This window comes from Hymenobacter pini, from assembly GCF_020421205.1.
GTDB classification, from domain to species: domain Bacteria; phylum Bacteroidota; class Bacteroidia; order Cytophagales; family Hymenobacteraceae; genus Hymenobacter; species Hymenobacter pini.
Genome location: NZ_JAIZZH010000003.1, coordinates 956,201 through 981,025, shown reverse-complemented (window position 1 = coordinate 981,025; position 24,825 = coordinate 956,201). Strand labels below are relative to the sequence as shown.

16 protein-coding genes and 1 tRNA gene are annotated in these 24,825 nt (G+C 59.2%); 7 read left to right on the top strand and 10 right to left on the bottom strand.

The genetic code is table 11. The annotated features are described in order from the left end of the window. Window positions 1–42: 42 nt before the first annotated feature. Window positions 43–2,088 carry a HelD family protein gene (locus tag LF252_RS15600; RefSeq protein ID WP_226270499.1) on the bottom strand — a complete coding sequence of 682 codons (2,046 nt, stop codon included), beginning with the start codon at window positions 2,086–2,088 and terminating at the stop codon, window positions 43–45. A gap of 83 nt (window positions 2,089–2,171) precedes the next feature. Then, window positions 2,172–2,243: transfer RNA gene (locus tag LF252_RS15595), tRNA-Arg, on the bottom strand. A 137-nt stretch (window positions 2,244–2,380) separates the two neighbouring features. On the opposite strand from LF252_RS15595, the gene LF252_RS15590 reads away from it, so the two are divergent. Further along, a complete protein-coding gene (locus LF252_RS15590; protein WP_226270498.1) occupies window positions 2,381–3,526 on the top strand; it encodes a DUF2652 domain-containing protein in 1,146 nt (381 codons plus the stop codon). A 94-nt stretch (window positions 3,527–3,620) separates the two neighbouring features. Here LF252_RS15590 and LF252_RS15585 read toward each other — a convergent pair whose 3' ends face one another. Beyond that, window positions 3,621–4,859, bottom strand: a complete 1,239-nt coding sequence (locus LF252_RS15585; RefSeq protein WP_226270497.1) for a Pycsar system effector family protein — start codon at window positions 4,857–4,859, stop codon at window positions 3,621–3,623. Between the two features lie 355 nt (window positions 4,860–5,214). On the opposite strand from LF252_RS15585, the gene LF252_RS15580 reads away from it, so the two are divergent. Beyond that, on the top strand, window positions 5,215–9,126 hold the full coding sequence (locus LF252_RS15580) for a metallophosphoesterase (RefSeq protein WP_226270496.1): 3,912 nt from the start codon (window positions 5,215–5,217) through the stop codon (window positions 9,124–9,126). Window positions 9,127–9,283: 157 nt separating this feature from the next. Further along, entirely contained in the window at window positions 9,284–10,411 is a 1,128-nt protein-coding gene (locus LF252_RS15575; protein WP_226270495.1) for a DUF6268 family outer membrane beta-barrel protein, read from the top strand. 93 nt (window positions 10,412–10,504) lie between these two features. Here the strand turns inward: LF252_RS15575 and LF252_RS15570 are convergent, their stop codons facing one another. Beyond that, window positions 10,505–11,236, bottom strand: coding sequence for a GAF domain-containing protein (locus tag LF252_RS15570; protein WP_226270494.1), 732 nt, complete (start codon window positions 11,234–11,236; stop codon window positions 10,505–10,507). Between the two features lie 138 nt (window positions 11,237–11,374). Continuing rightward, window positions 11,375–12,451 (bottom strand): NAD(P)-dependent alcohol dehydrogenase, encoded by a 1,077-nt coding sequence (locus tag LF252_RS15565; RefSeq protein ID WP_317197861.1) that lies wholly within the window; start codon window positions 12,449–12,451, stop codon window positions 11,375–11,377. Between the two features lie 225 nt (window positions 12,452–12,676). Between LF252_RS15565 and LF252_RS15560 the strand changes: the two genes are divergently transcribed. Beyond that, window positions 12,677–13,153 (top strand): hypothetical protein, encoded by a 477-nt coding sequence (locus tag LF252_RS15560; protein ID WP_226270493.1) that lies wholly within the window; start codon window positions 12,677–12,679, stop codon window positions 13,151–13,153. Between the two features lie 232 nt (window positions 13,154–13,385). On the opposite strand, the gene LF252_RS15555 is transcribed toward LF252_RS15560, so the two are convergent. Further along, window positions 13,386–16,142 (bottom strand): class I SAM-dependent DNA methyltransferase, encoded by a 2,757-nt coding sequence (locus tag LF252_RS15555; RefSeq protein ID WP_226270492.1) that lies wholly within the window; start codon window positions 16,140–16,142, stop codon window positions 13,386–13,388. 121 nt (window positions 16,143–16,263) lie between these two features. Next, a complete protein-coding gene (locus LF252_RS15550) occupies window positions 16,264–16,602 on the bottom strand; it encodes an ASCH/PUA domain-containing protein (RefSeq protein ID WP_226270491.1) in 339 nt (112 codons plus the stop codon). 274 nt (window positions 16,603–16,876) lie between these two features. Between LF252_RS15550 and LF252_RS15545 the strand changes: the two genes are divergently transcribed. Together LF252_RS15545 and LF252_RS15540 are read left to right on the top strand one after the other, a co-directional pair. Further along, window positions 16,877–17,296, top strand: coding sequence for a hypothetical protein (locus LF252_RS15545; RefSeq protein ID WP_226270490.1), 420 nt, complete (start codon window positions 16,877–16,879; stop codon window positions 17,294–17,296). A gap of 51 nt (window positions 17,297–17,347) precedes the next feature. Continuing rightward, on the top strand, window positions 17,348–17,656 hold the full coding sequence (locus LF252_RS15540) for a carboxypeptidase-like regulatory domain-containing protein (protein WP_226270489.1): 309 nt from the start codon (window positions 17,348–17,350) through the stop codon (window positions 17,654–17,656). 68 nt (window positions 17,657–17,724) lie between these two features. Here LF252_RS15540 and ppk1 read toward each other — a convergent pair whose 3' ends face one another. After that, on the bottom strand, window positions 17,725–19,842 hold the full coding sequence (gene ppk1, locus LF252_RS15535; protein WP_226270488.1) for a polyphosphate kinase 1: 2,118 nt from the start codon (window positions 19,840–19,842) through the stop codon (window positions 17,725–17,727). Between the two features lie 120 nt (window positions 19,843–19,962). Next, on the bottom strand, window positions 19,963–20,454 hold the full coding sequence (locus LF252_RS15530; RefSeq protein ID WP_226270487.1) for a SixA phosphatase family protein: 492 nt from the start codon (window positions 20,452–20,454) through the stop codon (window positions 19,963–19,965). Window positions 20,455–20,753: 299 nt separating this feature from the next. On the opposite strand from LF252_RS15530, the gene LF252_RS15525 reads away from it, so the two are divergent. Then, window positions 20,754–22,877, top strand: coding sequence for a T9SS type A sorting domain-containing protein (locus LF252_RS15525; RefSeq protein ID WP_226270486.1), 2,124 nt, complete (start codon window positions 20,754–20,756; stop codon window positions 22,875–22,877). 82 nt (window positions 22,878–22,959) lie between these two features. Here LF252_RS15525 and LF252_RS15520 read toward each other — a convergent pair whose 3' ends face one another. Then, window positions 22,960–24,660 (bottom strand): GEVED domain-containing protein, encoded by a 1,701-nt coding sequence (locus LF252_RS15520; RefSeq protein WP_226270485.1) that lies wholly within the window; start codon window positions 24,658–24,660, stop codon window positions 22,960–22,962. Window positions 24,661–24,825 lie beyond the last annotated feature (165 nt).

Here is a 24,825-nt window from a genome sequence, read left to right as displayed (position 1 = left end):
TGAAGTTATGAGTAACCGTCTATTCTTCTACAACTTCACCTCTTAGCGCAAAAACGCCGTCAGCTCGCCGGTGTACGTGAGCGTGAGCTGGTGCATGGCGCGGGTGCAGGCCACGTATAGCATGCGCTGGTCTACCTCGGTGTGGTAGGTGCGGGCCGAGGCGAAAGGCACCAGCACCTCATCAAACTCCAGACCCTTGGATAAGTGGGCCGTGGTGATGATGACGCCTTCTTTAAACAACGTGGAATCGGCGGTGAGCAGGTGAACCCCGAGGTCCTCAACGGCCTGGTGCAGCTGCCGGGCCTGGCGGCTGGTTTTGCAAATGACCCCCATCGACTGCCGACCTGAGGTCTGAAAGTCCACCAACACCTGCCGGATTGCAGCGCGTTCCGTCTCCGCATCGGGACAGGCCAGCAGGGCGGGCTCGGGACCGTGGCGCTCCAAGGGCTCGATGCCGGGGGTGGGTAGGATACGCTGGGCCAGGGCCGTGATTTCGACGGTGGAGCGGTAGCTGCGCAGCAGGCGCACTACTTCGGCCTGTGGAAATACCCGCTCAATGGTGTCGGCGGAGGAGGCGCTGTACGGGTTTACCGACTGGCTAATGTCGCCGAGTATGGTTTTGCGGCATGAGAACAGCCGGGCCAGCACCGCGTACTGCACCGGCGTATAGTCCTGCATTTCATCAATGAGCAGATGTTTCACCTGTTCGTAGCCGCCTAGCCCCTCCAGCCGAATGCGCAGGTAGAGCAAGGCAAATACGTCGGCGTACTCCAGGTGGGCGCGGTGCGGGTCCAGCTTCAGCAACTCGGGGCGGCCCAGCCACTGGTAGAAGTCCCTGTATAACTCGGCCACGTGCCGGAAGCGGAACAGGCGTAGCAGGCTTTCCTCGATGCTGTTCTTTTCGCCGTTGGTAAGCTTGCGGCCCACGGCGTCGCGCACGTAGGCGCGCACATCCACGGCCACCAGGCCAAAACGCTTCAACAGCGGTACCCGGTGGTAGGTGCTGAACTTCTGGCGCAACACCGCCGCTGGCACCACCGTGCGGCCCACCCGAATATCCTGGAAGGTGAGGTAGTGGTTTTCGATGTGCAGCAGGTACTGGTTCAGCTGCCCCAAAAACTCCACCGACGACTTGTAGCGCAGCCGCTCCACAAATCCAGGGTCCGGGCCATCTAGCAGCCGGGCTACCTGCTCAAAAAACGTCTGGAAGGTGTAGTTGGGGCCCAGCAGCTCGGCGGCCAGCTCCTCCATGCCCATCTCCGGAATGTGCTCTTCACCCAGCTCGGGCAGTACGTTGGAAATGTAGTCGGCAAATACCTTGTTGGGGGAGATGATGAGTACATTCCGGGCCGCAATAGTGTCGCGGTGGCGGTACAGCAAAAAGGCCACGCGGTGCAGGGCAATAGAGGTTTTGCCCGAGCCAGCCACACCCTGAATCACCATCACCGAAGCCTCCTCGTTGCGAATCACCGCGTTCTGGTCGCGCTGAATGGTGGCCACGATGTTCTTCATCTTGTCGTCCGAGGACTTGGCCAGCTCCTGCTGCAGCACATCGTCGTGAATGTTCACTGAGCTGTCCAGTAGGTACTCCAGCCGCCCGTCGCGGATGCGAAACTGCCGCTTCAGGTCGATGCGGCCGGCCACGGTGCCACCGGCCGGTGTGGTGTAGGAAGCCGGGCCCAGCTCAAAATCATAGAACAGCGAGGAAATGGGCGCGCGCCAGTCGAAAATCACGTTCTGGCGCTCATCGGCAAAGGCGTACACGCCCACGTACACCGGCACCGACTTGCCACCCTTCGGCGTGAAATCAACCCGCCCGAAGTAGGGCGACTGGCTGAGCTTGAACAGGCGACGCTTGCGGGCCACTGAGGCCTCGCCCGTAAACGCCATGCGGTCGATGGACTGCCCGGCGGCCACCATATCAGCCTCATCCAAGCCCGACTGGTGCTCGTAGAGGTACTGCTTTTTCTGGCGCAATTCGGTGGAGTACTGGCGCACGGCGTCATCCACCCGCCGAATAGCTACGGCCAGCCGCTCCTTAATTTCCTCCAGATATGCCCGTTCTTCTTGTTCCGTTGCGTTTACCACGTGCCGCCTGTTAAGTAGCTCAGCTACTGCTATAACCTGAAAAATTGAAAACCCCGTTTTCAGACCGAAAACGGGGTTTTTAGTAGCCGCGACGGGAATCGAACCCATATCAAGCGTTTAGGAAACGCCTATTCTATCCGTTGAACTACGCAGCCCTGGCCAGTGCCTCTGCAAAGCTACGCCGAAAGGGTGGGCTGCCCAAACCAACTCTCGGCGTGCCCGCATATAGAAAGCTGTTAGCGGAAGGGTATCTTCGCGCTGCTTCCATCGTTTTTGCGCTTTCTCGGGTTCTATGGGTGTTTTGGATGAATTGCGGGCCCAGCGCCGGGCAGCCGGCTCCGCGTCTGCCTCCGCCACCAATGGCCAGTTGCCAGCCTTGCTGCTCATTCCGGATATCAGCGGCTTCACCCGGTTCATCGAGGAATCCGGCAACCCCCAGGCCCCGTTTCTAGTGGCCGATTTGCTGGAAATTCTCATCGAAGCCAATATCCTGGACCTGGAAGTCAACGAAATTCAGGGCGACGCTGTGCTGTTTTACCGGCTGGGCCCGCCGCCCTCGGCCGAGGAGCTGGCCAGACAGTGCCGCCGCATCTATCTGGATTTTCAGAACTACCTGCATTTAGTGGAGCGCGACACCGGCTCGGCCCTGGCGGCTTCTTTGCACGAGCTGGCCCTCACGCTCAAAATTGTGGTGCACTACGGCCACGTAAGCGTGGCCCGCATCCGGGAGCACACCAAGCTCATGGGCCGCGACGTAATTGTGGTGCACCGCCTGCTCAAAAACAACGTGGCCGGGTCCGAGTATATTCTGCTCTCGGAGGGCTACACCCACACCCAGCCCGCTGCCGAACTGGCCAGCGCGTTTTCCTGGACGCGGCTGTTGCCCGGTGCTACCTACTATGAGCATCTGGGCGAAATTCCCTACCACTACGCCCACCTCTCGCCGCTGCGGCTGCTGCTGGCCAGCCCCACCACCGACCCGCCCCGGCCGGGCTGCTCCCTGAAGGTGCGCCGCGTGCTGCCCGTGCCGGTACCCTACGCCCTGCGCATTGTAAGCAACTTCCGGCTACGCCCCCGCTGGATGGAAGGGGCCACTGCCGTGCACTACGATGTGAGCAAAGCCGGCCGCCTTGGCACCAGCTACAAAGTGGATGTTTTCAACGGACAGATTGATTTCCAGACGGTGCAGTGCCTGGAGGATGAAGACGGCTGGCTGCTGTACGTGGAGAAGATTTCCCACTTCCGGCTGTTCCCCAACGCGCTGCTCCTGTTTTGCCTGGAAGCCTCCGACGTGGACACCTGCCTGCTGACTCTGGAGTTGCGCTACGGCCACGTGGCCAGCAGCCACCGCCTCGTGCGCTTCGGCCAGCTGCGCCGCGTCCACCGCTTCCTGGGGCGTTCCATTCAGCAGCTGGCGGAGATGTTGGGGGAGAAGTAACAGTAGCCCTAGATAAAAAGTCAACGCGCTGATGTGCCTCTATACAGGCTACGTCAGCGCGTTGACTTTTTACTTCTTCTCGTTGACTTACCGTCTACGCCTTATACAGCAGCGCAATACCGAACGACAAGGCCGTAAGGATGAGGCCGACCATAAAGATGGTATAACTCAGGCGCAGCAAGCGGTACTTCTTGGTTAGCACGTCGCCCAGGTAGTAGATGTCCGTCACCATATTGGTGTACAAGGCGTCTTTCTGGCCCATGATTTCCGTCATGCCCTGCTGGAAATTGTCGAGGCTAAGCTTGCTGAAGTTACCGAAGAACAGCAGGTTGACGCGGCGGTTGGTGGCAATTTCCGGGCTTTTCTTCAGCCACTTGAAACTGGTTACATCGGGTTGGGCGCACAGAATGGCGGTGATAACCGAGCCCAGGGCCGTGGCCAGCAAAATGCCCATGGGCACCGCAATAACCGGGTTCCGGATAAGCCCCACGTTATTGAGCGCCGCGGATTTGCTGCCTAGCTTGGCCCCGAAGTAGGTGATGATAAGCGACATGAGCACCGCATTCAGCGAAATCATCATGTTGGCCTTTTTATCGGCCATGTCTGAGAGCTTCATGTGGTTGCTGTACATCGTCCGGAACATGGTTTCGATGCCCCGCTTTGGCTCAGCAAAGGTGCCCGCTTCTTCCTGCTTCTTCTTTTTCTTCTTTTCTACCTTCTTCAGCAGCTTGCGCTGGTCCTTGATGTTCTCTTTGAGCTGCTCCTCGTACCGCTCCCGGGCTACCTTGGTGTAGTACTTGCCCTCGCAGAGGAACGCCAGCTGTGTTTCGGCCCAGTCAGGGTTGGAGTAGGTTTTACCCAGGGTGGCTTCCCACTCGGCTCGCAGCAGCTCACCGTTGGCGAAGAAGTCGTCGCGGCCCATATTGCTCATGTCGGCATCCACCAGCAGCTGCTCCAACTCGGTTTCACGCTCGGAGTCGCGGTGGGTGGCTTTGATGAGCTGCTGCACCAGGGCCACGCGCTCAGCGGGGTAGCCCTGCTGGGTCAGCCACTCACCGGCCAGCTCGGCGCTTCGGAACTCGTGGCCATCGTAGGTATCAATGTAGCCTGTGTCGTGAAACCAGGCGGCCAATAATAAGGCTTCCTGGTCGGCCTCATCGAGGCCGGCGGCTTCGCCCAGGGCCCGGGCCTCTTTGGCTACCGTAGCCGTGTGAGTGGGGGAGTGATAGACGAGCTGAGCCGGCAGCTTTTCTTCCAGCAGGGTTTGTACGTAGGCTTTGGCCTGCTTAAGAATTTCGGACTTCGCCGGTTTTTTAGTAAGAATAGGCTCCATCAGGGTAGAGAAACGGAAAGATGGCAGCAACGGGCTGTGCCGCTTACAACGCGTTTTCAGGCGTCGGGTTGTTGTGTAAAGCGTTTTGAGTACGAGTGCCGGGCGAAGCACGAGTGGCAAGTCGAAAACCATGGCTTACCGGGATAAAATATTGCCCGGTTACCTTTGGCCCCGCCCGCACCGGTGCCCCACTAGCCCAACCGTACACCGGCAATTTGCGTACGGCAGCGCACGGCTCGGTGGCAGTTATGGAAAGTTAGCCATTACAGGCTTTTTATCGTACTGCCAGCTGATGTGGTTTCGGGTGCCGGAGCGCCGGGCCCGCCTGCCTTCGTGCTATTTTCCCCTCTGTTATATGAGCAGAAATTTTCTGTCGTGTTGCCTGCTGCTGTCATTGCTCGGGGCCGCTACTTCCGCGGTTCAGGCCCAGCAAAAGGCGAAAGTGCAAACGCCCCACCCCACCCGCCCCAATTACCGCAAGGGCGGCGAAAACTGGGAGTCGAAAACCCCGCCGGATAGCACCCATATCCGCTATACCGTGTTCCTGATTGGCGACGTGGGCAAACCGGCACCCGAGGCCGAAGGCGGCGAACCGTCGTTGAACTACCTGCGCAAGCAAATTCTGACGGCCGGGGCCAAGAGCACCACCATCTACCTCGGCGACAACATCTACGAGTACGGCCTGCCCGAGGAGAAGGCCTACGACCGGAAAGTATCGGAGCAGCGCATTATCGACCAGCTGAAGGTACTGCGCGACTACCAGGGCGAGAAGTACATGATTCCCGGCAACCACGACTGGAAGCAGGGCCTGCGCGGGGCCGTGGACCAAGTGAACCGGGAGCAGTTTTTCGTGGAAAGCTATCTGCAGAGCGACTCGGCGGCTTTTCCCTACACCGGCGACTTTTTCCTGCCCCGCGACGCCTGTCCCGGGCCGGTAGAAATCCGCCTGCAGGACGACCTGGTGCTTATTGCCATTAACTCGCAGTGGTTTCTGCAGACTACCGGTGAGCGGCCGTACGGGGCCAACAGCGGCTGCGGTATTGCCAACGAAACCGACTTCTTCACGCAGGTGGAGGATATCATCCAGCGCAACGCGGGCAAGAACATTATGGTGGTGGCCCACCACCCGCTGTTTTCGGATGGTATTCACGGCGGATACTTCACGCTGGGGGACCATTTCTTCCCGCTCAGCATCGTGTACAAGTATGCCTTTGTGCCGCTGCCGGTCATTGGCTCCATCTACCCGTTTGCCCGCAAGTACGGTGGGGTAAGCCAGGATATTGCCCACCCGCTGTACCAGGCCTACAAGAAGGGGCTGCTGGAGATTTTCCAGAAGTACCCGAACGTGGTGTACGCCGCGGGCCACGAGCACAACCTGCAGTATTTCAAGGAAGGCAACCTCAACCACATCGTCAGCGGCTCGGGCTGCAAAACCCAGCACGTGAAACCCGGCTCGGGTGGCGATGCTATGTTCTCGGATAAGGAGAAGGGCTTTGCCCGGGTGAACTACTACGACAACGGGGAGGTGTGGACGGAGTTCTACATTCCGAACGGGGTGGGCGAAACCGGCCGCTTGGTGTACCGCACACCCATGTATGCCCGCCAGGATGCCGTGGCCGAAGGCCCGGGCAAAGCCACCGGCCCCCGCCCCAACTTCCGCGACTCCACCGTGACGGTAGCCGTTAACCCGGCTTACGACGACAAAGGCAAGTTCCACAAGTTCCTGTTCGGGGAGCATTACCGCAAGGAGTGGGCCACGCCGGTGAAGTTTCCGGTGCTGGACCTGGCCACTGAAAAGGGCGGCCTCACGCCCTATAAGATTGGCGGCGGCAAGCAAACGGCCTCGCTGAAAGTGCGCAACGAGGAAGGCCGCAACTTCACCATCCGCAGCCTCAACAAAGACCCCTCGGCGGTACTGCCCGAGGCCCTGCGCACCGGGGCGGCGGCCGATATTCTGCAGGACCAGATTTCGGCCCAGCACCCGTACAACTCCATCGTAATTCCGCCCCTGGCCGACGCGGCCCAGATTCTGCATACCAACCCCGAACTGCGCTACATTCCGCAGGACCCCCTGCTGGGCCAGTACCTGGAGCGGTTTGGCAACACGCCGGGTGCTATTGAGGAAGATGCCAAGGACGACCAGAGCAACGTGGAAAGCCTGGGCAACGCCAAAAACCTGGTGGGCACCGACAAGGTGTTTGAGCGCATTACCGACGACAACGACAACCGCGTCAACGAAAAAGCCTTTGCCCGTTCCCGCCTTTTCGATATGTGGATTGGCGACTGGGACCGGCACGAGGACCAGTGGCGCTGGGCTGAGAAAAAGGATAAGGATGGGGACCGGAAGTTCACGGCCGTGCCCGAGGACCGGGACATTGCCTTCTTCAAAGGCGACGGGCTGTTCCCGTACCTAGCCTCCCGCAAGTGGGCCATCCGCAACTTCCAGAACTTCGGCAAGGATTACGCCGACTGGAAGGGCCTGAACCTGACCGCCCTCAGCAACGACCGGGTGTACCTGGCCTCCGTAACCAAGGAGCAGTGGGTGAAGCAAGCCGAAGAGCTGAAAGCCAGCCTTACGGACGAGGTAATTGAAAAAGCCTTCCGTGAGCGGTGGCCCAAGCAGATTTATGACCTGCACGGGCCCGAAATCATTGCCAAGCTGAAAAGCCGCCGCGAGTTGCTGCCCCAGGTGGCCGCCGACTACTACGAGGTGCTCAGCCGCGTAACGGAGGTGAAGGGCTCCAAAAAGCGGGAGCGGTTTGTAGTGGAGCGCCTGCCCGACAACAAAACCCGCGTAACGGTCCAAAAAATCAATAAGGAAGGGGAGCTCACCAAGATGCTCTTCAACCGCACGTTCGATAACAAAGTAACCAAGGAGCTGCGCCTCTACGGCTTTGCCGGCGAAGACCAGTACGAGGTGAAAGGCGACGTGAAGAACGGCCCGCTGGTGCGCATCATCGGCGGCCTCGACCGGGACTCCATCGTGGACCGCTCCAACGTGGCCGGGTTCCGCCACAAGCTGCACGTGTACGATGCCGATACCGGCAATGTGATTGTGCCTGGTAAGGACGCCCGCCTGCGCCTGGAGCCCGGTATTGACGTGAGCCGCTACGACGTGCACACCCGCACCGACCGCAAGGACTACACCCTGAACTACTTCGGCCCCACGGCCTACTTCGGCTACAACGTGGACGACCGGATATTTGTGGGTGGCGGGGCAGTGTACCGCACCTACGGTTTCCGCAAGTCGCCCTACGCCACCGAGCAGAGCCTGGCGGCTAACTACTCGCCTTCCCAAAGCGCTTACAACGTGCGCTACCTGGGCCACTTCGTGGATGTGTTCGGCAAAACGGACCTGCGCCTCAACGCTCAACTCTACGGCCCGCAGCTATTGTACAACTTCTTCGGCCTGGGCAACGACACCCAGAACAAGCTGGCCGGTGATGATGATGGCCGCGTGCGTGCCCGTGACATCAACGATACGTACCGCATCCGCTTCTCGCGGCTGTACGTGGCACCCATGCTGGAAAAGGACCTGTTCAGCTTCCTGAAGTTTGGCTTTGGCCCCCAATACGACCAGTGGCGCATCGACCGGGCGCAGATTGGCAGCGAAATTGCTGCCGGCCTCAACCCTGATGGCAGCGGCCAGGATGGAACGGCCGCCGCTGGCATCCGGGCTTCCGATTTTGGGATGAACCGCTACATAGGCGGCAAGGCCTATCTGAACCTGGATGCGGCCAGCTCGCCTAAAAACCCTCGCATTGGCCTGCGCTGGTACAACTCGGTGGAGTACAACCACCAGCTCAACGGTGAAAAGCTGGACTACGCTCGTCTGGCTACCGAATTCCGGGCGTACCTCTCGCCCAACTTCCCCTTCCAGCTCACCTGGGCCGGCCGTATTGGGGCCAACCGTAACCTGGGCGACTACCGCTTCTTCCAGGCCAACACGCTGGGCGGCACTACCAACCTGCGCGGCTACCGCCGCACCCGCTACGCCGGCCGCAGCTCGGTATATGGTAACGCGGAGGTGCGTATTCAGCTGTTCAGCTTCAACGCCTACGTGGTACCCGGCAAGTTCGGCATCCTGGGCCTGGCCGATGCCGCCCGCGTGTACACCTCCCGCGACACCCAGAAAGGCCTCGATGCCTTCCACACCGCCGTGGGCGGTGGCGTGTGGGTAGATGTGCTGAAGCAGGCCGTCATCAACGCTACCTACTCAGTAGGCGAGGAGAAGCTGGTCTTCGTTGGCTTCGACTTCCTGTTTTAGGATAGTTGTCAGTTGCTAGTTGTCAGTTGTCAGGTACCGCAAGAACTAACAACGAGCAACGAACAACTGACAATTAAAATCTTATCCTTTTTCGCGAAAAGACGTTAAGGCTAGCCTGACGTCTTTTCGTCGTTTTTACCCCCTCTTACTCTCTTCTATGCCCCTATCTTCGACGCTGATTGGGCGCGTCGCCCGGCCATTTGCTCTTGGTTTCTGCGTGCTGACGGCTGCCGCGGCCCAGGCCCAGGTAACGCCCACTTCCCCGCCCGTGTACCCGCCGCCGGCCCCGCCCGCCTCCGATACCGTGGCCGCCGACCAGGTAGGCCGCGACCAGGAGTTTGCCACGCCTTCCGTGGTGGGCATGGGCCCCAGCAAAGGCCTGATTTTCCACTATGAGCGCATGCCCCGCTTCGGGGTTACCTCCGATGGGCAGGCCGTGGGGTTGCAGGACTACAAGTCGGATGCGGAGAAGAATGCCCGGCTGGTGATTAAGGGCTACATCCCGTTCTGGAACCGCCCGCACCTAAAAATGCTGCTGGGCATCAACTACGAGCGGGAGGAGTTCAAATTCAAGCAGTACCCCACCGGCTACGAGCTCTACGACAACATCGAGAACAAGGGCCTCAAAACGCTGGGGGCCCAGCTGGCCATTATCCGGCCGGTGAATGCCGTGAACTGGTACATCTTCCGGGTGAAGGGCGAGCTGAGCGGCGACTACACCTCGCAGGGCGTAAACGTGAGCGACTACCTGCGCGTGTCCTCCGAGTTTCTGTATGGCTGGAAGCGCAGCCCCACGTTTTCCTGGGGCGTGGGCCTGCAATTGGGCTACACCTTTGGGCGGCAGAGCATTTACCCGGCGGTGCTGTACAACCGCACCTTCAACAACCGCTGGGGCGTAGAGGCGCTATTCCCGGCCCGGATTACGGCGCGCTATAACGCCTCGCCCAAGTCCCTGTTCTTCGCCGGGTACTCCGTGGATGGCTTCAACTACATCATCAAGCTGCGGCAGCCTCTACGCCGCGCCGATAATATTGCCCTGAATACCCTGGAGCTGCGCGAAACCGAAGTGAAGTTCCGGGGCCGCTGGGAGCGGGAAATCTATGATTTCCTCTGGTTCGGGCTGGAGGGCGGCTACCGCTACAACTACGCCTTCGACGCCTTTGACCGCACCAATAACGACCGGACCAAAATCATCGACTCCAAGCTGGCCGGCGCGCCTTACGCCTCGGTGGAGCTGTTTATTGTGCCCCCGCGCAAGTTTCTGAAGAAGACGGTGAGCAAGTAGCGGAAGCCACCCCCGATAACGGCCCGATTACCAAAAAGCCCCCGGTGCGTGTTGCACCGGGGGCTTTTGTATGGCACGCAGTAGCGTAGCGGCTTACGCCAGCCGCTCCACGCGTTTTAGGGCCAGCTCAATTTGCTTGGTGAGCGTGTCGGCCACGAAATCCGCTTCCTCCGCAATGGATTGCTGGTATTCCAGGGCCGAAACCGAAGCCGCGTCCGTCTCCCACTGCAGCAGCTCCGAAAGGGTATCCAGGCGGGTCAGTGACTGGTCGAGGTGCTGGTAGAGCTGCAGCCAGATGGCGCTGGCGTTGGCGGGCTGCTTGGCTTTGAGCAGCAGGCGCAAATCCAGCAGCTGCATCACCACGTCGGCCAGCTTCTGGAGGCGAAGCTGCTCCTGGGCGGAGAGCTGGCGGGGCTTGCGGTCCATCACGCACAGGGCCCCCACGGGTACACCCTCGGTGGTGTGCAGGGGCGTGCCGGCGTAAAAGCGCAGGTGCAGGGCCTCGGCTACTGTGGGGTCTACCAGCTCGCAGGGCTCATGCTGCAAATCCTGGTACATGGTTACCTCCTGTTGCAGAATGGCCAGGGAGCAGATGCTCTCGTTGCGAGCCACCCGCTCGGTGCCGGCCAGCCCGAAGTTGGCCTTAAACCAGACGGTGTCCTTCTCCACCAGCGACACTAGCGCAATGGGCACCCCGAATAGCTTGGCCGTCAGGCGCACCAGCTCATCAAACACGGCGTCGGGGGCGCTGCCCAATACTTGGTAAGGCGCCAGCCCTTGCAGACGCTGCGCGTCGTCATCGGGAATCAGGGAAGTAAACTGCATCCGCAAAACTACGGCTTTCCAATTGGTAAAGCACAAGCGTAGGCCGCAGCAGCGAGGCTGAGTAGAGGTATTTACGGCGCACAAAAAAGCCCCCGGTGCAACGTGTACCGGGGGCTTTTTGATTGTAGCCCGTTCAGCCTATTCTTCCTTCAGCGAGGCCATGTCGATGACGTAGCGGAAGCGTACCTGCTCGTCTTTCAGCTTGTCGAAGGCCTTGTTGATGTCCTGCATCCGAATCATTTCCACCTCGGGCAGAATGTTGTGCTTGGCGCAGAAATCCAGCACTTCCTGGGTTTCCTGAATACCCCCGATGAGGGAGCCCGCAATGGAGCGGCGGTGCAACGCCACTTCCATGTTGTTGAGGGCCTTTTTGTACTCGCCCAGCAAGCCCACCGTTACCAGCGCCCCGTCGCGGCGGAGCAGGGGCACGTAGTCATTCAGCTCGAAAGCGTCGGGGATGGTTACTAGGATGAAATCCAGACTGAGGGCGTGGGCTTCCAGCTGCTTGGCGTCGGTGGTGAGGACCACGTGGCTGGCCCCTAGCTGCACGGCTTCGGCCTGCTTGTCTTTGTTGGTGGTTAGCACGGTTACTTCCGCGCCTAGGGCTTTGGCCAGCTTCACAGCCATATGGCCCAGCCCGCCCAGGCCGGCAATGCCTACTTTGGTGCCCTCTTTCACATTCCAGTTCTTAAGAGGTGAGTAGGTGGTGATGCCCGCGCACAGAATAGGGGCCACGGCTTTCACATCCAGGTTTTCGGGGATGCGCAGCACGAAGCTCTCTTTCACCACAATGGTAGTGGAGTAGCCGCCGTAGGTGTTGAAGCCGCTGCCATCGGGTTTCATGTAGCCGTTGTAGGTGGCCGTGAAGCTAACGGGGCCTTCGCAGTAGTTCTCTTCATGGTGCTGGCACGGCTCGCAACTGCCGCAGGAATCCACCATGCAGCCTACGCCCACTAGGTCGCCGACCTTGAATTTGCTCACGGCGGAACCCGCCCGCACCACGCGGCCTACCACCTCGTGGCCCGGTACGCAGGGGTACAGCGTGTTGCCCCAGTCGTTCTTCACTTGGTGCAGGTCGGAGTGGCAAACGCCGCAGTATAGAATGTCAATCTGTACTTCGTCCTCGGCCGGTGCTTTGCGCTCAATCTCCATTTCCGATAGGCCATTGAAGATAGAGCCCGTTGCGCCGTAGCCTTTGGCTTTGATAGTTTCCATGCAGGTGGGGGTGGTTGTGAAGTTAGGATAGTGCTTCACAGTACGCGCCCCTTAACGGAGGCGTTGTTGTACATACATACAAAGTATTGGCATTCCCGCCCAGGCCGGGGCTTGCGCGGCGTAGCCCAATTGAGCATCTTACCGTACTGTTCTGCTTATCCGCTACTGCCCGAAACGCATCTATTGCCGCGCGTTTTCCTTTACCCCCTTTTATCCCATCCTATCATGCCCAACCAGTTCTCGGCCGATATTCCGGCCGCCACCCTCGCCCAAGTGCAGCAGCACCTCGACGCCATCAAAACCGCTCTGGCACCCTACCTCGTCTCGCTCACGCCCGAGGAGCGCAAAACCATGCTGCGCATGGCCGACAAAACCGTGGCCTTCGTGCAGAAAACCGCCGACTATGCCACCAACACCCCTGCCTTCGTGCCCCCGTTCGTGGAGTTCAGCGAGATGCAGCAGGACGTGGCCGCCCTCACGGCCCTCACGCCCCTGCACCAGCAGCTGGAGCAGCTGGCCCTCGACGTGGACAGCACCATGATGACGGCCGGCTCCGAGGCCTACGGCCACTCACTTACCATCTACAACAACATTAAGTTTCTGGCCAAGAACAAGCAGCCCGGCGCGCAAACTGCCTACGACGACCTGAGCCAGCGGTTTGCCGGCCAGGGCAGCCGTAAAGTACCCGCCACCGAGAAGTAGGCAGCCGGAACGGAACGGCCGCAACGTTGGCCGCACGGGCGTTCTGGTTGCCTGAAAAGACGAACGAGTTCGGGTCCGACCCGAACTCGTTCGTCTTTTTGGCTGGCTGGTTGGCAACGGTGGCTTACTGACTGGCCGGCGCACTGAACGAGTTGCCTGAAAAGACGGACGAGTTTGGGGCCGACCCGAACTCGTTTGTCTTTTTGGCTGGCTGGTTAGCCAGCGCAGGAAACTAGGCGGCGGACTTGCGCGGGCGTTTGGGGGGCGGGGGCAGCAGGGGCGCTTGCAACTGCCGGTACTGCTCGAAGAGGAACTCCAGGCGGCTGAGCTCGGTGGGGAAGGCGGCGGGGCGGTAGCACAGGTCCACGGCCTTATCGAGCTGCTGGTGGGCTTTCACCAGAGCGGGGGGCATGGTGAGCGGGTCGTAGAGGGTGGCCAGGCTTTCCTCGGGGAACTGGGCCCGGGCCGCCAGCACCTGCTGCGCCGCCGCTTCCACCGCCGCCACCTGCTTCGCGCTGGGCGACGCCGGGAAGGGGAAGTTGTTGTATACGAGGGTGGCCGAATATCGGAAGTCGCTCTTGATGCGCCCGCAGATTTGCCGCATCCAAGCCATATGCATTTCCGAAGTCATCACGCCGAACAAATAGGGCGTAGCATTTGGGATACTCATGCAAGAATCACCGAGAATGACATCTGGAGTAAAGAAGCCAAAGGGTACGTAACGACGGTTTTCTGACGAGTGTCGGGGGATAAGCAGGTAGTTGTTTTTAGGCTGGCGTGTTTGGCCGAAAAGAGTCGGGTATTGGGCCATCCGTACTGTGTCAGCTTTGGAACTATCAAGACGGAATAATCTCACCTGATTAACTCGTTGCGACACAAGCGGCAATTCTTTAAGAACTGATGGGGAAATTCCTTCAAGCCATAAACTCCAACGGTTCTGGTTTCGCAGAAATTCTTGCGCCCCTAGAAATGGCTTGATGTAATCTTTCGCTCTTGGCTCATTCAGTAACAACTCATCCTTCTCAACATCATTCAAAAAGAAGAAGCCACCATCAACAGGCTTATTTCCATTGACCATTTCCGGGACGTGGCTTAACGGTTTAGTGCGGCCTGAAATAAGCGTGTTATCAGCTTCGATCAAGTAAGAGTTGATGCGTGAAACTTCTCTGCGCATAGGCTCAGCCCGTGGTGTGCTATAATCATAAATGAAGTGCTTCGGGCTGTCCTCTGGCCCAAATCCAATGATTACGCAATACACTTGCGCGTTTCCCCGTGCTTCATTATTCCATTTGAATGTGCGGTGAGCAAAATGAATTTTGACTTGCTGATTCGTGAACAGTTCATTCCATAGAATGCCTACTTGTTCACCTTGAACAATTGAGTTGGTGCTTACCAATGCCGCCCGTATACTGGTGCCCTTCATATACTGGGCAGCTTTATAAAACCAAGCCGAAGCAAAGTCCAACAGACCAGCACCGTTTACCCCCTTGAACAGTGTAGCCATTTCAGCCTTCTGCTGTTTAGTCTGCAAGTGGTAACCGATGAACGGCGGGTTGCCGAGGATGTAGCTGAGCTGGTGTTTGGGGGCCACGGTTTCCCAGTCGGTGGTGAGGGCGTTGCCGTGCACGATGCGGGCGGTGCGCGTCAGGGGCAGGCGCAGGTAGAGGTTGCCGAAAGCTTCGGAGAGGCGCAGGTTGAGCTGGTGGTCCATGAGCCACATGGCCACCTCGGCAATGCGGGCCGGAAATTCCTCCACCTCAATGCCGTAGGCCTGGTCTACCTGCACGCGGGCGTAGAGGGCCAAATCCACCGTCTGGCCGGTGGCGCGGCGGTCCTGGAACAGCCGCTCCAGAATTTCCTGCTCCAGCAGGCGCAGCTCCCGGTAGGTTACCACCAGAAAGTTGCCGCAGCCGCAGCTGGGGTCCAGAAACCGGAGCTGCTCCAGGCGGCGGTGCAGGGCATCGAGGCGGGGGCGGTTCTGGCCGGCCTGGGTGAGCTCCTGGCGCAGCTCATCCAGAAACAGCCCCTGAATCACCTTCAGAATGTTGGCCTCGGAGGTGTAGTGCGCCCCCAGGTTGCGCCGCTTCACCGGGTCCGTCACCGACTGAAACAACGACCCGAAAATGGCCGGCGAAATCCGCGACCAGTCAAAGTACGTGCACCGAATCAGCTGCTCGCGCAGGCCCGCATCGAAGGCCGGAAACGGGAAGAACTCCGTGAACAAAGAGCCATTCACGTAGGGCAGCTGCTGCAAGTGGGCCGGCAGCTGGCGCTGGCGCTCCTGGGGCGGCTGGTCGAGCACGGAAAAGAACTGGGCCAGCTGGGCCCCCACGTCGGAGCCATCGGGGCGGGTGTGGGCTTCCAGGAACTCGCGGAAGGCGTCCTTCTCGAAGATGGCCGTATCCTCGGCAAAGAGGCAGAACAGAATGCGCACCAGCAGCACTTCCAGCTTGTGGCCGTGGTAGCCGCCGCGCAACAGGGCGTCGTGCAGTTCGCCCATCAGCTCGGCCGCCTTTATGTTGGCGGGGTCCTCGGCCTGGTACTGCCGCTTCTGGTAGCCCGTCAGAAACGAGAACAAATGCAGGTGCTGGTGGAGCTCCTCCAGCCCGAAATCGAAGCTGGTGCCCTCATCCAGGTCGTAGAGCCGGAAGCGGGCGAAGTCGGATACCAGAATGTACTTGGGCAGCTCGTGGTCTTTGAGGCCGGGGAAATAGTCTTTGGCCTGCTGCACGGCCTTGTCCAGGTCTTTGCCCCGGCTTTTGTGCTCCACCAGCAACGTGCCCTTCCAGAGCAAATCAATAAAGCCCTGCTGGCCCGAGAGCTTCTTTACGGGCTCCTCGAAGGTGGCCACCCGGCGGCGGTTTACGCCGAACACGTTGAAAAAATCACCCCAGAAGGCTTTGGCTTCGGCGTGCTCCCGGGTTTCGCCCTGCCACTCCTGGGCAAAGCGAATGGCACGGTCTTTTACTTCGGATAAGGAAAGCGGCATAGCATAGGTAGTTGGGAGGCGGAAGATAGTAGTTCGGAACCATCCGCCCCGGCCCGCCGGGCGCAAAAAAGCCCCGACCTAGATAGGCAGGGGCGAGGGGTGAAAAGGAAATCGTACCGGGTTACCAGAGGCGGGTGTCGTGCACACCGGCGGGTAGGGGAGGATGTTCGGAGAAGCCCAACACGCACCAGCCGGCTTCTATGCCAAAGGAGCCCCCAGGCAGCAAGTGGCTGATCCAGCGCTCCAGCGTGCGGCCGGTGAAGTGTTCACTCTCAGGATCTACCTCGCAGAGCAGCACCGCGTCGCCGACCTGAAAGTTCCGGTCGTTGAGGCGAACGTCGAAGGGTTTGGTGCCGGCCTCCACCGCCGCAAAGCAGGCGGGCCAGATGTTGAGGGTATGAGGAGCAGCTAGCGCGGTAGCAGAAGCCCGCGCAATGGTGGCAGCAGAAGTAGGTTGCATACGCGTAGAATCAATGAGTGGAACGGCTTGCCCGCTAAGAGCATCATGCCGTATTGCCTTGAATATACGAAACAAGTATTCATAACGGATAATATAGGCGGATAGTTCAGCGGGAAGTAGTCAGAATAAGCAGCCGCTGATTTCTGGCCGCTTCAATGCACTAGCACGCGTTGCGGCTTCATCATTTCATGATGATTTGATAACCTGATGCTGGGCGAGGAGGGCGGTAATTTCGTGCCGGCCCGCTCTGTTCCCGGGCCACTATTCAGCGCCCATGAAAGCCGCCAAAAAACAGCTACTCGAAGAATTATCCACCACGTTGGCACCCCACATTGGCCTGCCGGCAGGCACTAAGCTCCCGAAGGGCATCAGCAAAACCGTGCAGCACCTTGCCGACCAAATTCTGCGGCAGCGGGCCAAGCAGGAAAAGCAGCGCACGACCGCACCAGCCAAAGTCGCCCGCCAGCTCCTGACCGAGCAATTGGCTGGCCTGCTCGATGCCCACTTGCACGATTCGCCGGAGCAGGAGCGGGAAGAACCCGTAACCAAAGCCATTCACAAAACTGCCGAACAGCTGGCCGGTAAAGTAGCCAAGCTCCGGAAGCTGCCGGTTACCGCCGAACCGGCCGACGAAACAAAAACGGCTACCGGGCGGCGCCCCCGCAAGGCCCGGGCCGTCAGCTCCCAAGCATAAGGCCCAATGATTGCGCGTAACCACTGTTTCTGGTTGATAAGCGGACTACTGGTGGCCTCAACTGCCCATGCACAGGTGCCGGAGCTAGGCACCCTGTACACGGGGCGGGTGCTTAACCAAGCTGCCGTACCATTGGCTGGGGCCTCGGTGCTGGTAAAAGGCACTGCCATAGCCGCCACTACCAACGCCAATGGCGCTTTCCGATTTATGGGCCCCAGCGGGCCGCAGGTATTGGTAGTGAGCTTCCATCAACACCTCACGGTGCAGCGCCCGGTAACCTTCCCTGACACTACAGTGGTACTGACGCTGTTTTCCACCCAGCCGCGCGTAACGGCCCCGCCTCGCCGAAAACGGCTATAAATAACTGGCCCCGGCCAAACCTCATAGGTTGTAGCCGGGGCCAGTATGGTAATCAGAAAAGTAGTAATCTATTGCTTCGGAGCGGCCGGCTTGCGTGGGCGGGCCGGTCTTTTGCTCAGGCTTTTCAGGTAGGCGTAGGTATCAAACTGGGAACGGATGCGGCCTGCCGTGGTGGCTTCGTCATCTTGACCCAGGAAATTATTCTGCCAGTCGCGGGCCTTCACGTTGTCCTGGCGCTGTAGGTCCAGCAGGTGGCGTACTTCGGCCTTCAGGTCGGGCTGCAGAATGGGAAAAGCCACTTCTACACGGCGGTCCAGGTTGCGGGCCATCCAGTCGGAGGACGCCACGTATACTTTCTCGTCGCCGCCGTTGCCGAACACGTACACCCGGGCGTGCTCCAGAAACCGGTCTACCATGCCGCGCTGCTGGATGTTGGTGCTTTGGCCGGCCAACTCCGGAATCAGGCAGGAGATACCCCGGATGAGCAGTTCCACCCGCACGCCAGCCTCACTGGCCTCGTATAGCTTCAGAATCATGCGCTCATCCTGCAGGGCATTCAGCTTCAGAATGATGTAGGCGTCCTCGCCGCGCCGGGCCCGCTCAATTTCGGCATCCACCAGGGCTACCAGCTTTTCGCGCAGCTCAAACGGGGCTACCAGTAGGTGCTGGAACTGGCCGGCCTTATCTTGCCGGTCGTGGAAGTACCGGAACACCTCGGCCACTTCCCGCGTGATTTCGGGGTTGCTCGTGAACAGGCCGTGGTCGGCGTAGATTTCGCTGGTTTTCTCGTTGAAGTTGCCGGTGCTGAGGTACGCGTACAGGCGGTTCTGGCCTTCCTCGGCCCGGGTAATCAGCAGCAGTTTGCTGTGTACTTTCAGCTCCGGAATACCGTAGATGACGTTGGCCCCGGCCTTCTGCAGCTTCTCAGCCCAGAACATGTTGCTTTCCTCATCAAAGCGCGCCTTCAGCTCCACTACCACCGTTACCTGCTTGCCGTTTTTCACGGCTTTCAGCAGGGCCTTGGCTACCTCGCTCTTGCCCGCCACCCGGTACAGCGTCATGCTGATGCCGCTTACCTGCGGATCCTTGGCGGCCTCCGTAATCAGCCGGGTCACGTAGTCGAACGACTGGTAGGGCGGGTGCAACAGGTGGTCGCGCTGGGCAATGGCGGGCAGCATGGCCCCAGTGCGTGGCAGGGTGGGATGGGGCAGCGGCGGCATGGGCGCGTACTGCAGGCGGGCCAGCCCAAAATCGGGGAAGCCGAAGAAGTCGCGGAAGTTATGGTAGCGGCTGCCTTCCACTAGTTCGTCCTTGCCAATGCCGGTTTTCTGCATTACGGCGCGCAGCACTTCCTTAGGCATGGCGGGGTCGTAGAGCAGGCGGGCCGGGAAGCCGGTTTCCCGCTTCTGCAGGCTGCTCTTGATTTTGGCCAGCAGGTTGCCCGATACTTCTTCCTGAATATCCAGCTCGGCGTCGCGGGAGAGTTTGATGGCGTGTACCTGCACTTTGCGGTACTTCGGAAACAGCTCCTGCGCGCAGCACCGGATTACGTCGTCCAGGAACATCACGTAGTGCTCCTCGCCCGCATCGGGCAGCTGCACAAAGCGGCTGCCGTGGCGCTTGGTGGGGAGCTCCATTGCCACCACCCGTTCCTCGTCGTGCTTTTTGCGGTCCATGGGTTCGGAGAGAAAGAAGGTCAGGTACACGCTCTGGTCGCGCAGGAACAGGTGGTGCAGGTTATCGTCGAGGATGATGGGCGACAGTAAATCCTGCACGTTGCTGCGGAAATACTGCTGCACCCACTGGCGCTGCTCCTCGCTCAAGTCGTGTTCCGAAATCAGGTGAATGTGCTCCTGACGCAGCCCGGGCAGAATCTGGTTGCGGAATGTGTCGCCGAATTCCTGCTGCTGCCGGCTTACTTCCTGCAGCAGGTCGCGGAGCTGCTCGGCGGGGTCTTCGCCCAGCTTGGCGCGGGTTTTCTTTTTGAGCTTCACCAAGCGGCGCAGCGTAGCCACGCGCACCTTGAAATACTCATCGAGGTTGCTGCTGAAAATGGCCAGAAACTTAATGCGCTCCAGTAGCGGCACTTCGGGGTTTTGCGCCTCCTGCAGCACGCGGCGGTTAAACGTCAGCCAGCTTAGCTCTCGGTTCAGCAGCCGGGGCTGCGCCTGTTTGGTTTCGGACATAAAGTTCAGTTGCCGGTTATGGGTTGCCCGTTGTGCGTTGCATATGGTAAGTAGCTCATTGTTAGCTAGCAGAGTTCAGGCCTGATAACGTACAACGGGCAACGCACAACCGGCAACTGCTTATTGGTTTTTCGGTTTGTCGAAGAAGTAGTATTCCGCGTTGGCCCGGTCAATCTGTGCCCACTGCTCGGTAGCAAACTTCAGGCACACGATAGCCGCCGTGGGCATTTCGGGGATTTCACTGGGCGAGAGCAGGTTGGCAAACTCCGTGATGGTGTTGTTGTGGCCCACCAACAGCACCGAGCCGGCCGTATCGGGCAGTTGGCGTACCACGGCCAGTAAGTCGGGCACGCTGGCCTCGTAGATAGCCTCAATCACTTTAATCTTATCGGTGGGGTATTCCAGCTCATTAGCCACCAACGCCGCCGTGCTCATGGCCCGCACAGCCGGGGAGCTCACCAGCAAATCCAACCGAATGTTACGCTTAGCCAGCGCCTGACCCATTAGGGGCGCATCGTCGCGGCCCCGGTCATTGAGCGGGCGTTGCTTGTCAGTCAGGTCATCAAAGTTCCAGCTGGACTTGGCGTGGCGCATTAGGTAGAGGGTCTTCATAGGAGTTGAGAGCGGAACGGTAGGCAGGCCTCTTTACTGAGGCTCCAGGAAAAAGTTTTACGGCGTAATTAATTAACACAAGTACCCTACCACAGCAGCCAGATTAGCCATCTTGGGGGGGAATATTAAGTGAAAATAATTCTTCAAATAGGATAGCTTACTCTTTGTTTGTATAGTTTTATGCTATGTTTTTCAATGATTTATGCAAAAAAAACCTCTAAACTTGTGGCAAATCCTGCAATTCGTCATCATCGAATTGGGATTGGGAGCATTTATTCCTGACTTCTTACCCACTATTTATGAGACAATTTTTCCCTGCTTGGTTACAATGCTTAATTCGGTATACGCTGGTCTGCGCCGTCCTTAGCCTGAGGGCTTGGCAAGCACAGGCCGAGGGCTCTAAAAACCTCACCCCCGGTACCGGTAACCGGGGCACGGCCACTGGTACCAACAACTTTGTCGGCTATCTGCAGCACGATGATGGCGCCCCCACCAGTGCCACTTCCAATTCCCGGTACTTTCTGAAGGAAGGAGCACCCGCCGACCAGCGACTGTATGTGCGCATGAACGGGGGCGAAACCCTGTACTTCGGGGTGCGCCGCGTGCGTACCAACGACGGCGTTAACAATGGCCGCCTGCGCCTGCAGGTAAAATACCTGAATGCCACCGGTACGGAGCAGGTAGCATTCACGGGCTACCTAGAACCACAAACTGCTACCGCCGAGGGGGGCGTGAACCTGGCCCCCAACCAACCCGGCTTCATTGCTACACCCGAGGAAGCGGCGGCCGGACCGCGCTACCAGGCCGGCAACACTACCCCGGCCGACGGATATAACCCCTTCGTGTTTGCTTCAGCCCCCGCCGACCCCGCCCGTGACTACTGGGTGGAGTTTATGGAAGTAAATGCCAGTGGCGCTTCGCAGGGTGTGAATCAGCGCAAAGCGTGGTATGACGTGTGGGATTTCACGGTGCGGGATGCCAATGGGGAAAAATCCGGGCGGCTGTATTCGCAGCAATGGTCGTTTACAGCCGCTGGCGGTACTAATGCGCTGTCTAGCTCCTTTATGCTCTACCCACTCATTCCTAACCCCAACTTCAACAACCAAAGCTTCTTTGTAAAGCGGGTGAGCTACGCGGGTATTCAGCCATTTGGCGTAATTCTGGTGGCCAATAGCCAGGGCACTACCGTAGCGGGCAACTTCCGGGCAAAGCGTAAAAGCCAGAGCAGCAACGTAGGGTACCCCGAGTACAAGCTGTTCGTGAACAACCCCGACCCGGCTATTTACCCTACTACGCCTCGCCCCAACAACCCCACAGTTACCACCCAGTGCAGCGGGGGTACTACCACTTTCAACCTGCGCGTAGACCAAGCCGGTTTTGGGGTGGTGTTCATTGATGGGGACCAGAACAACGTGTATGACCGCACTAAGGACCGGGTACTAGAAAAGCCCACCACCATCGGCGACAACGTGTTTGCCTGGGACGGTAAGACCGATGCCGGCACTGCCATGAACCAGACCACGCTGAGCGTTACGTTTTCGAGTGGGGTTGGACCAGTAAACTTTCCTATCTGGGACTGTGAGCAGGCCCCTACTACCGGCATTTCGGTGCAGGATGTGCGCCCCGGCAACGACGGGGCAGCCGACTACATTTTCTGGAACGATTCGTTGCTGGGCCCAAACTTCTCAAACCCCTATATCAATCCGGTGGGTAGCAATACCGTAGCTACCAGCCACCGCTGGGCCGCCGGCCTCGGCGACCAAAAGCTGGTGAACTCCTACGCTGTAGGGTTGCTGGCCCGCGGCAACGCCGTTCAAATTACGTACAACCCGGCTACTGCCTGCGCCACTACTGCGCCCGTAGTGCTGCAGCCGCTGCCGGTGCAACTAGTGTCGTTTGCGGCGCGGGCGCAAAAAGGTAGCGTAGCCTTGCAATGGCGCACTGCCTCCGAAACGCACAGCGCCTACTTCGAGGTAGAGCGGAGCGTGGATGGCCGGCACTTTGCGCCCGTGGGCCGGGTAGCCGCCCGGGGCACCAGCACTACACTGCAGCAGTACGCCTTCATCGATGCCACGCCGCCCGTGGGTCAGCTCTACTACCGTCTCCATCAGCTGGATGTGGATGGTACCGGCCAGTACAGCAGTGTAGAAGCGCTAACACTCCTGCCGCCCGCCGCGCAACTCACGCTCTATCCAAACCCGGCTACCGCCACCCTATACGTGCGGTGGCAGGAGAGCTCAGGTGGCCCTGTTACGCTCCGTATTCTGGATGCTACCGGCCGCGTGGTATGGCAGCAGCAGCACGCAATAGCCGCGTCGGAGCGGGGCCTAGAACTGCCAGTAGCCAGCCTGCCCTCCGGACGGAGCTACCTGCTGCAGGTGCAAACGGCTACAACCTCCGCGGTACAGCGCTTCGTTAAATAGAGCACAATATCAGCTCACGAAAAAGCCCCGCCTCCAGCTTGGAGACGGGGCTTTTTCGTGAGCCAAAGGCCGTGGGAAGACGCTATTCCTTGATGAAGCGCTGGTGCGTTACCTGCTGGCCATCGGCAATACGCAGGGTGTATACGCCTTTCGCCAGGTTGCCCACGTTCAGCAGGTTGCCGTCGAAGGATACGTGCTTCATCTGAGCGCCGCGCACGTCGTACACCGTTACCTGCACGGCCTTGTTATCGATAGACGAGGGTACGTCGATGTTCAGCACGTCGGTAGCGGGGTTGGGGTAGATGCGGTAGCCAGCCGATTCGGCAGTAGCTACGCTCTGACGGCCTGTGCCACCCGAAATGGTGATGCTGTAGTCTTCGGTTTCGCCGTAGCTGTAGCTGCTGCAGCTGGTGGTAGCCGAGGCGTCGCTCATAACAACGCGCATGCGGGTTTTACCGCTCTTAGCCGTGCTGGGCACTGTGAAGGTGCTAGTGAGCGTGCTGGAAGAAGCCGCGCTACGGCTGGCTACCAGCTCACCCGAGTCGGTGAAGTCACCGTCTTGGTTGTAGTCGATGTACACCTTCCAGTACTCGGTGTACGCCGTGGAGGCGTAGCCAGCCGAGTAGCTGATGGTTTGCGAAGTACCAGCCGTTACAGTAGTGCCAAGGGCGGTGCCATCGTAGTAACCAGCGTTGGCACCCGATGTGCGGTTGATGGAGCCCAACTGCACCAGGTCGATCCACTCATACGATACGCTGGTGCCTTTGCTGGCGCAGTAGGTAGGCGTGGTAGGCGTAGTGCCGCCGGGAGCGGTACCACCGTTGGAGGTGAGCAGCGAAGCACGAGCCCCGCCCGAGGCGAACAGGGCGTTCATGCGGCTCGACTGGCCGTTGGAGAACATGTACATACAGGCGTCATCCACGTAGTCCATGTAGTTCATGAACATGTCGCCGTTGCTGCCGTTGGAGCAGGTTACGTGCGGGAACGAGGGGCAGCCGTAGTTGCTGGTTTGCTGGGTAGGCGTATCCGACACCAGGTCATTGCCACAGTTTGCATCACCCCAGATGTGGCGCAGGTTCAGCCAGTGGCCTACTTCGTGCGTGGCCGTGCGGCCTAGGTTGAAGGGAGCCGACGACGAGCCGCCCCGCCCAAAGGCCGAGCTCAGGATTACTACCCCGTCGGTGCTCACGGCGCCGCCGGGGAACTGCGCGTAGCCCAGCACCCCGCCCGACAGGTTGCACACCCACAGGTTCAGGTACTTGGTAGCGTCCCAGGCGTTGAAACCACCGGTAGAGGTGCTCTTCATCTTGTCGTCGGTGCCCCAGCTGGTGATGGTCGTCGACTTACGCTCAATACCCGTGGTAGCGGCCCCGGTGGGGGTTTGCTTGGCCAGCACGAACTGAATGCCTACGTTGGCAGCCAGACCGGCAAAGGCGGAAGGCGTCTTGCTGGCGTCAGCGTTCAGCTTGTTGAAATCCTCGTTCAATACGGCAATCTGCGACTGAATTTGCGAGTCCGAAATGTTCTGGGCCGTGGTGTTGTACAGCACGTGCACTACTACCGGAATGGTTACCACCGCCGAGGTGCGTTTAGACACCGGGTTGTTGATGAAGCTCTGGGTCTGGGCCTCAATGCCAGCCAAACGCTGGGCCATAGCCGGATCGGCGGCCAGCTGCTGCGCCAGGTTTTCCATTGTAGAGCACTGCCGAACCTTTTGGGCCTGCGCCGAAAGCGCGCTGAAACCAAGGCAGGCTACTGCCACTGAGTAAAGGGTTGTTTTCATACGGTTTGTGTGAGTGGTTGTGGTAGATGGGTGAAGTGGAACAAAAAGGGCTGAGTAGGTGTGGTGGTTGTGAGAAAAGGGAACGTGGCGGCCAAATTATTGAAAATATTTAAATCATTTGAAGAATTATTGAATATTCTCTAATAATACTGCTCTGGTATAACT

Excerpts from the sequence above, each read along its gene's own strand:
- ppk1 (WP_226270488.1), bottom strand. The coding sequence starts at position 19,842 with ATGTCCGAAACCAAACAGGCGCAGCCCCGGCTGCTGAACCGAGAGCTA.
- LF252_RS15520 (WP_226270485.1), bottom strand. The coding sequence starts at position 24,660 with ATGAAAACAACCCTTTACTCAGTGGCAGTAGCCTGCCTTGGTTTCAGC.
- LF252_RS15560 (WP_226270493.1), top strand. The coding sequence starts at position 12,677 with ATGCCCAACCAGTTCTCGGCCGATATTCCGGCCGCCACCCTCGCCCAA.
- LF252_RS15555 (WP_226270492.1), bottom strand. The coding sequence starts at position 16,142 with ATGCCGCTTTCCTTATCCGAAGTAAAAGACCGTGCCATTCGCTTTGCC.
- LF252_RS15585 (WP_226270497.1), bottom strand. The coding sequence starts at position 4,859 with ATGGAGCCTATTCTTACTAAAAAACCGGCGAAGTCCGAAATTCTTAAG.
- LF252_RS15550 (WP_226270491.1), bottom strand. The coding sequence starts at position 16,602 with ATGCAACCTACTTCTGCTGCCACCATTGCGCGGGCTTCTGCTACCGCG.
- LF252_RS15580 (WP_226270496.1), top strand. The coding sequence starts at position 5,215 with ATGAGCAGAAATTTTCTGTCGTGTTGCCTGCTGCTGTCATTGCTCGGG.
- LF252_RS15565 (WP_317197861.1), bottom strand. The coding sequence starts at position 12,451 with ATGGAAACTATCAAAGCCAAAGGCTACGGCGCAACGGGCTCTATCTTC.
- LF252_RS15545 (WP_226270490.1), top strand. The coding sequence starts at position 16,877 with ATGAAAGCCGCCAAAAAACAGCTACTCGAAGAATTATCCACCACGTTG.
- LF252_RS15570 (WP_226270494.1), bottom strand. The coding sequence starts at position 11,236 with ATGCAGTTTACTTCCCTGATTCCCGATGACGACGCGCAGCGTCTGCAA.
- LF252_RS15525 (WP_226270486.1), top strand. The coding sequence starts at position 20,754 with ATGAGACAATTTTTCCCTGCTTGGTTACAATGCTTAATTCGGTATACG.
- LF252_RS15530 (WP_226270487.1), bottom strand. The coding sequence starts at position 20,454 with ATGAAGACCCTCTACCTAATGCGCCACGCCAAGTCCAGCTGGAACTTT.
- LF252_RS15590 (WP_226270498.1), top strand. The coding sequence starts at position 2,381 with ATGGGTGTTTTGGATGAATTGCGGGCCCAGCGCCGGGCAGCCGGCTCC.
- LF252_RS15575 (WP_226270495.1), top strand. The coding sequence starts at position 9,284 with ATGCCCCTATCTTCGACGCTGATTGGGCGCGTCGCCCGGCCATTTGCT.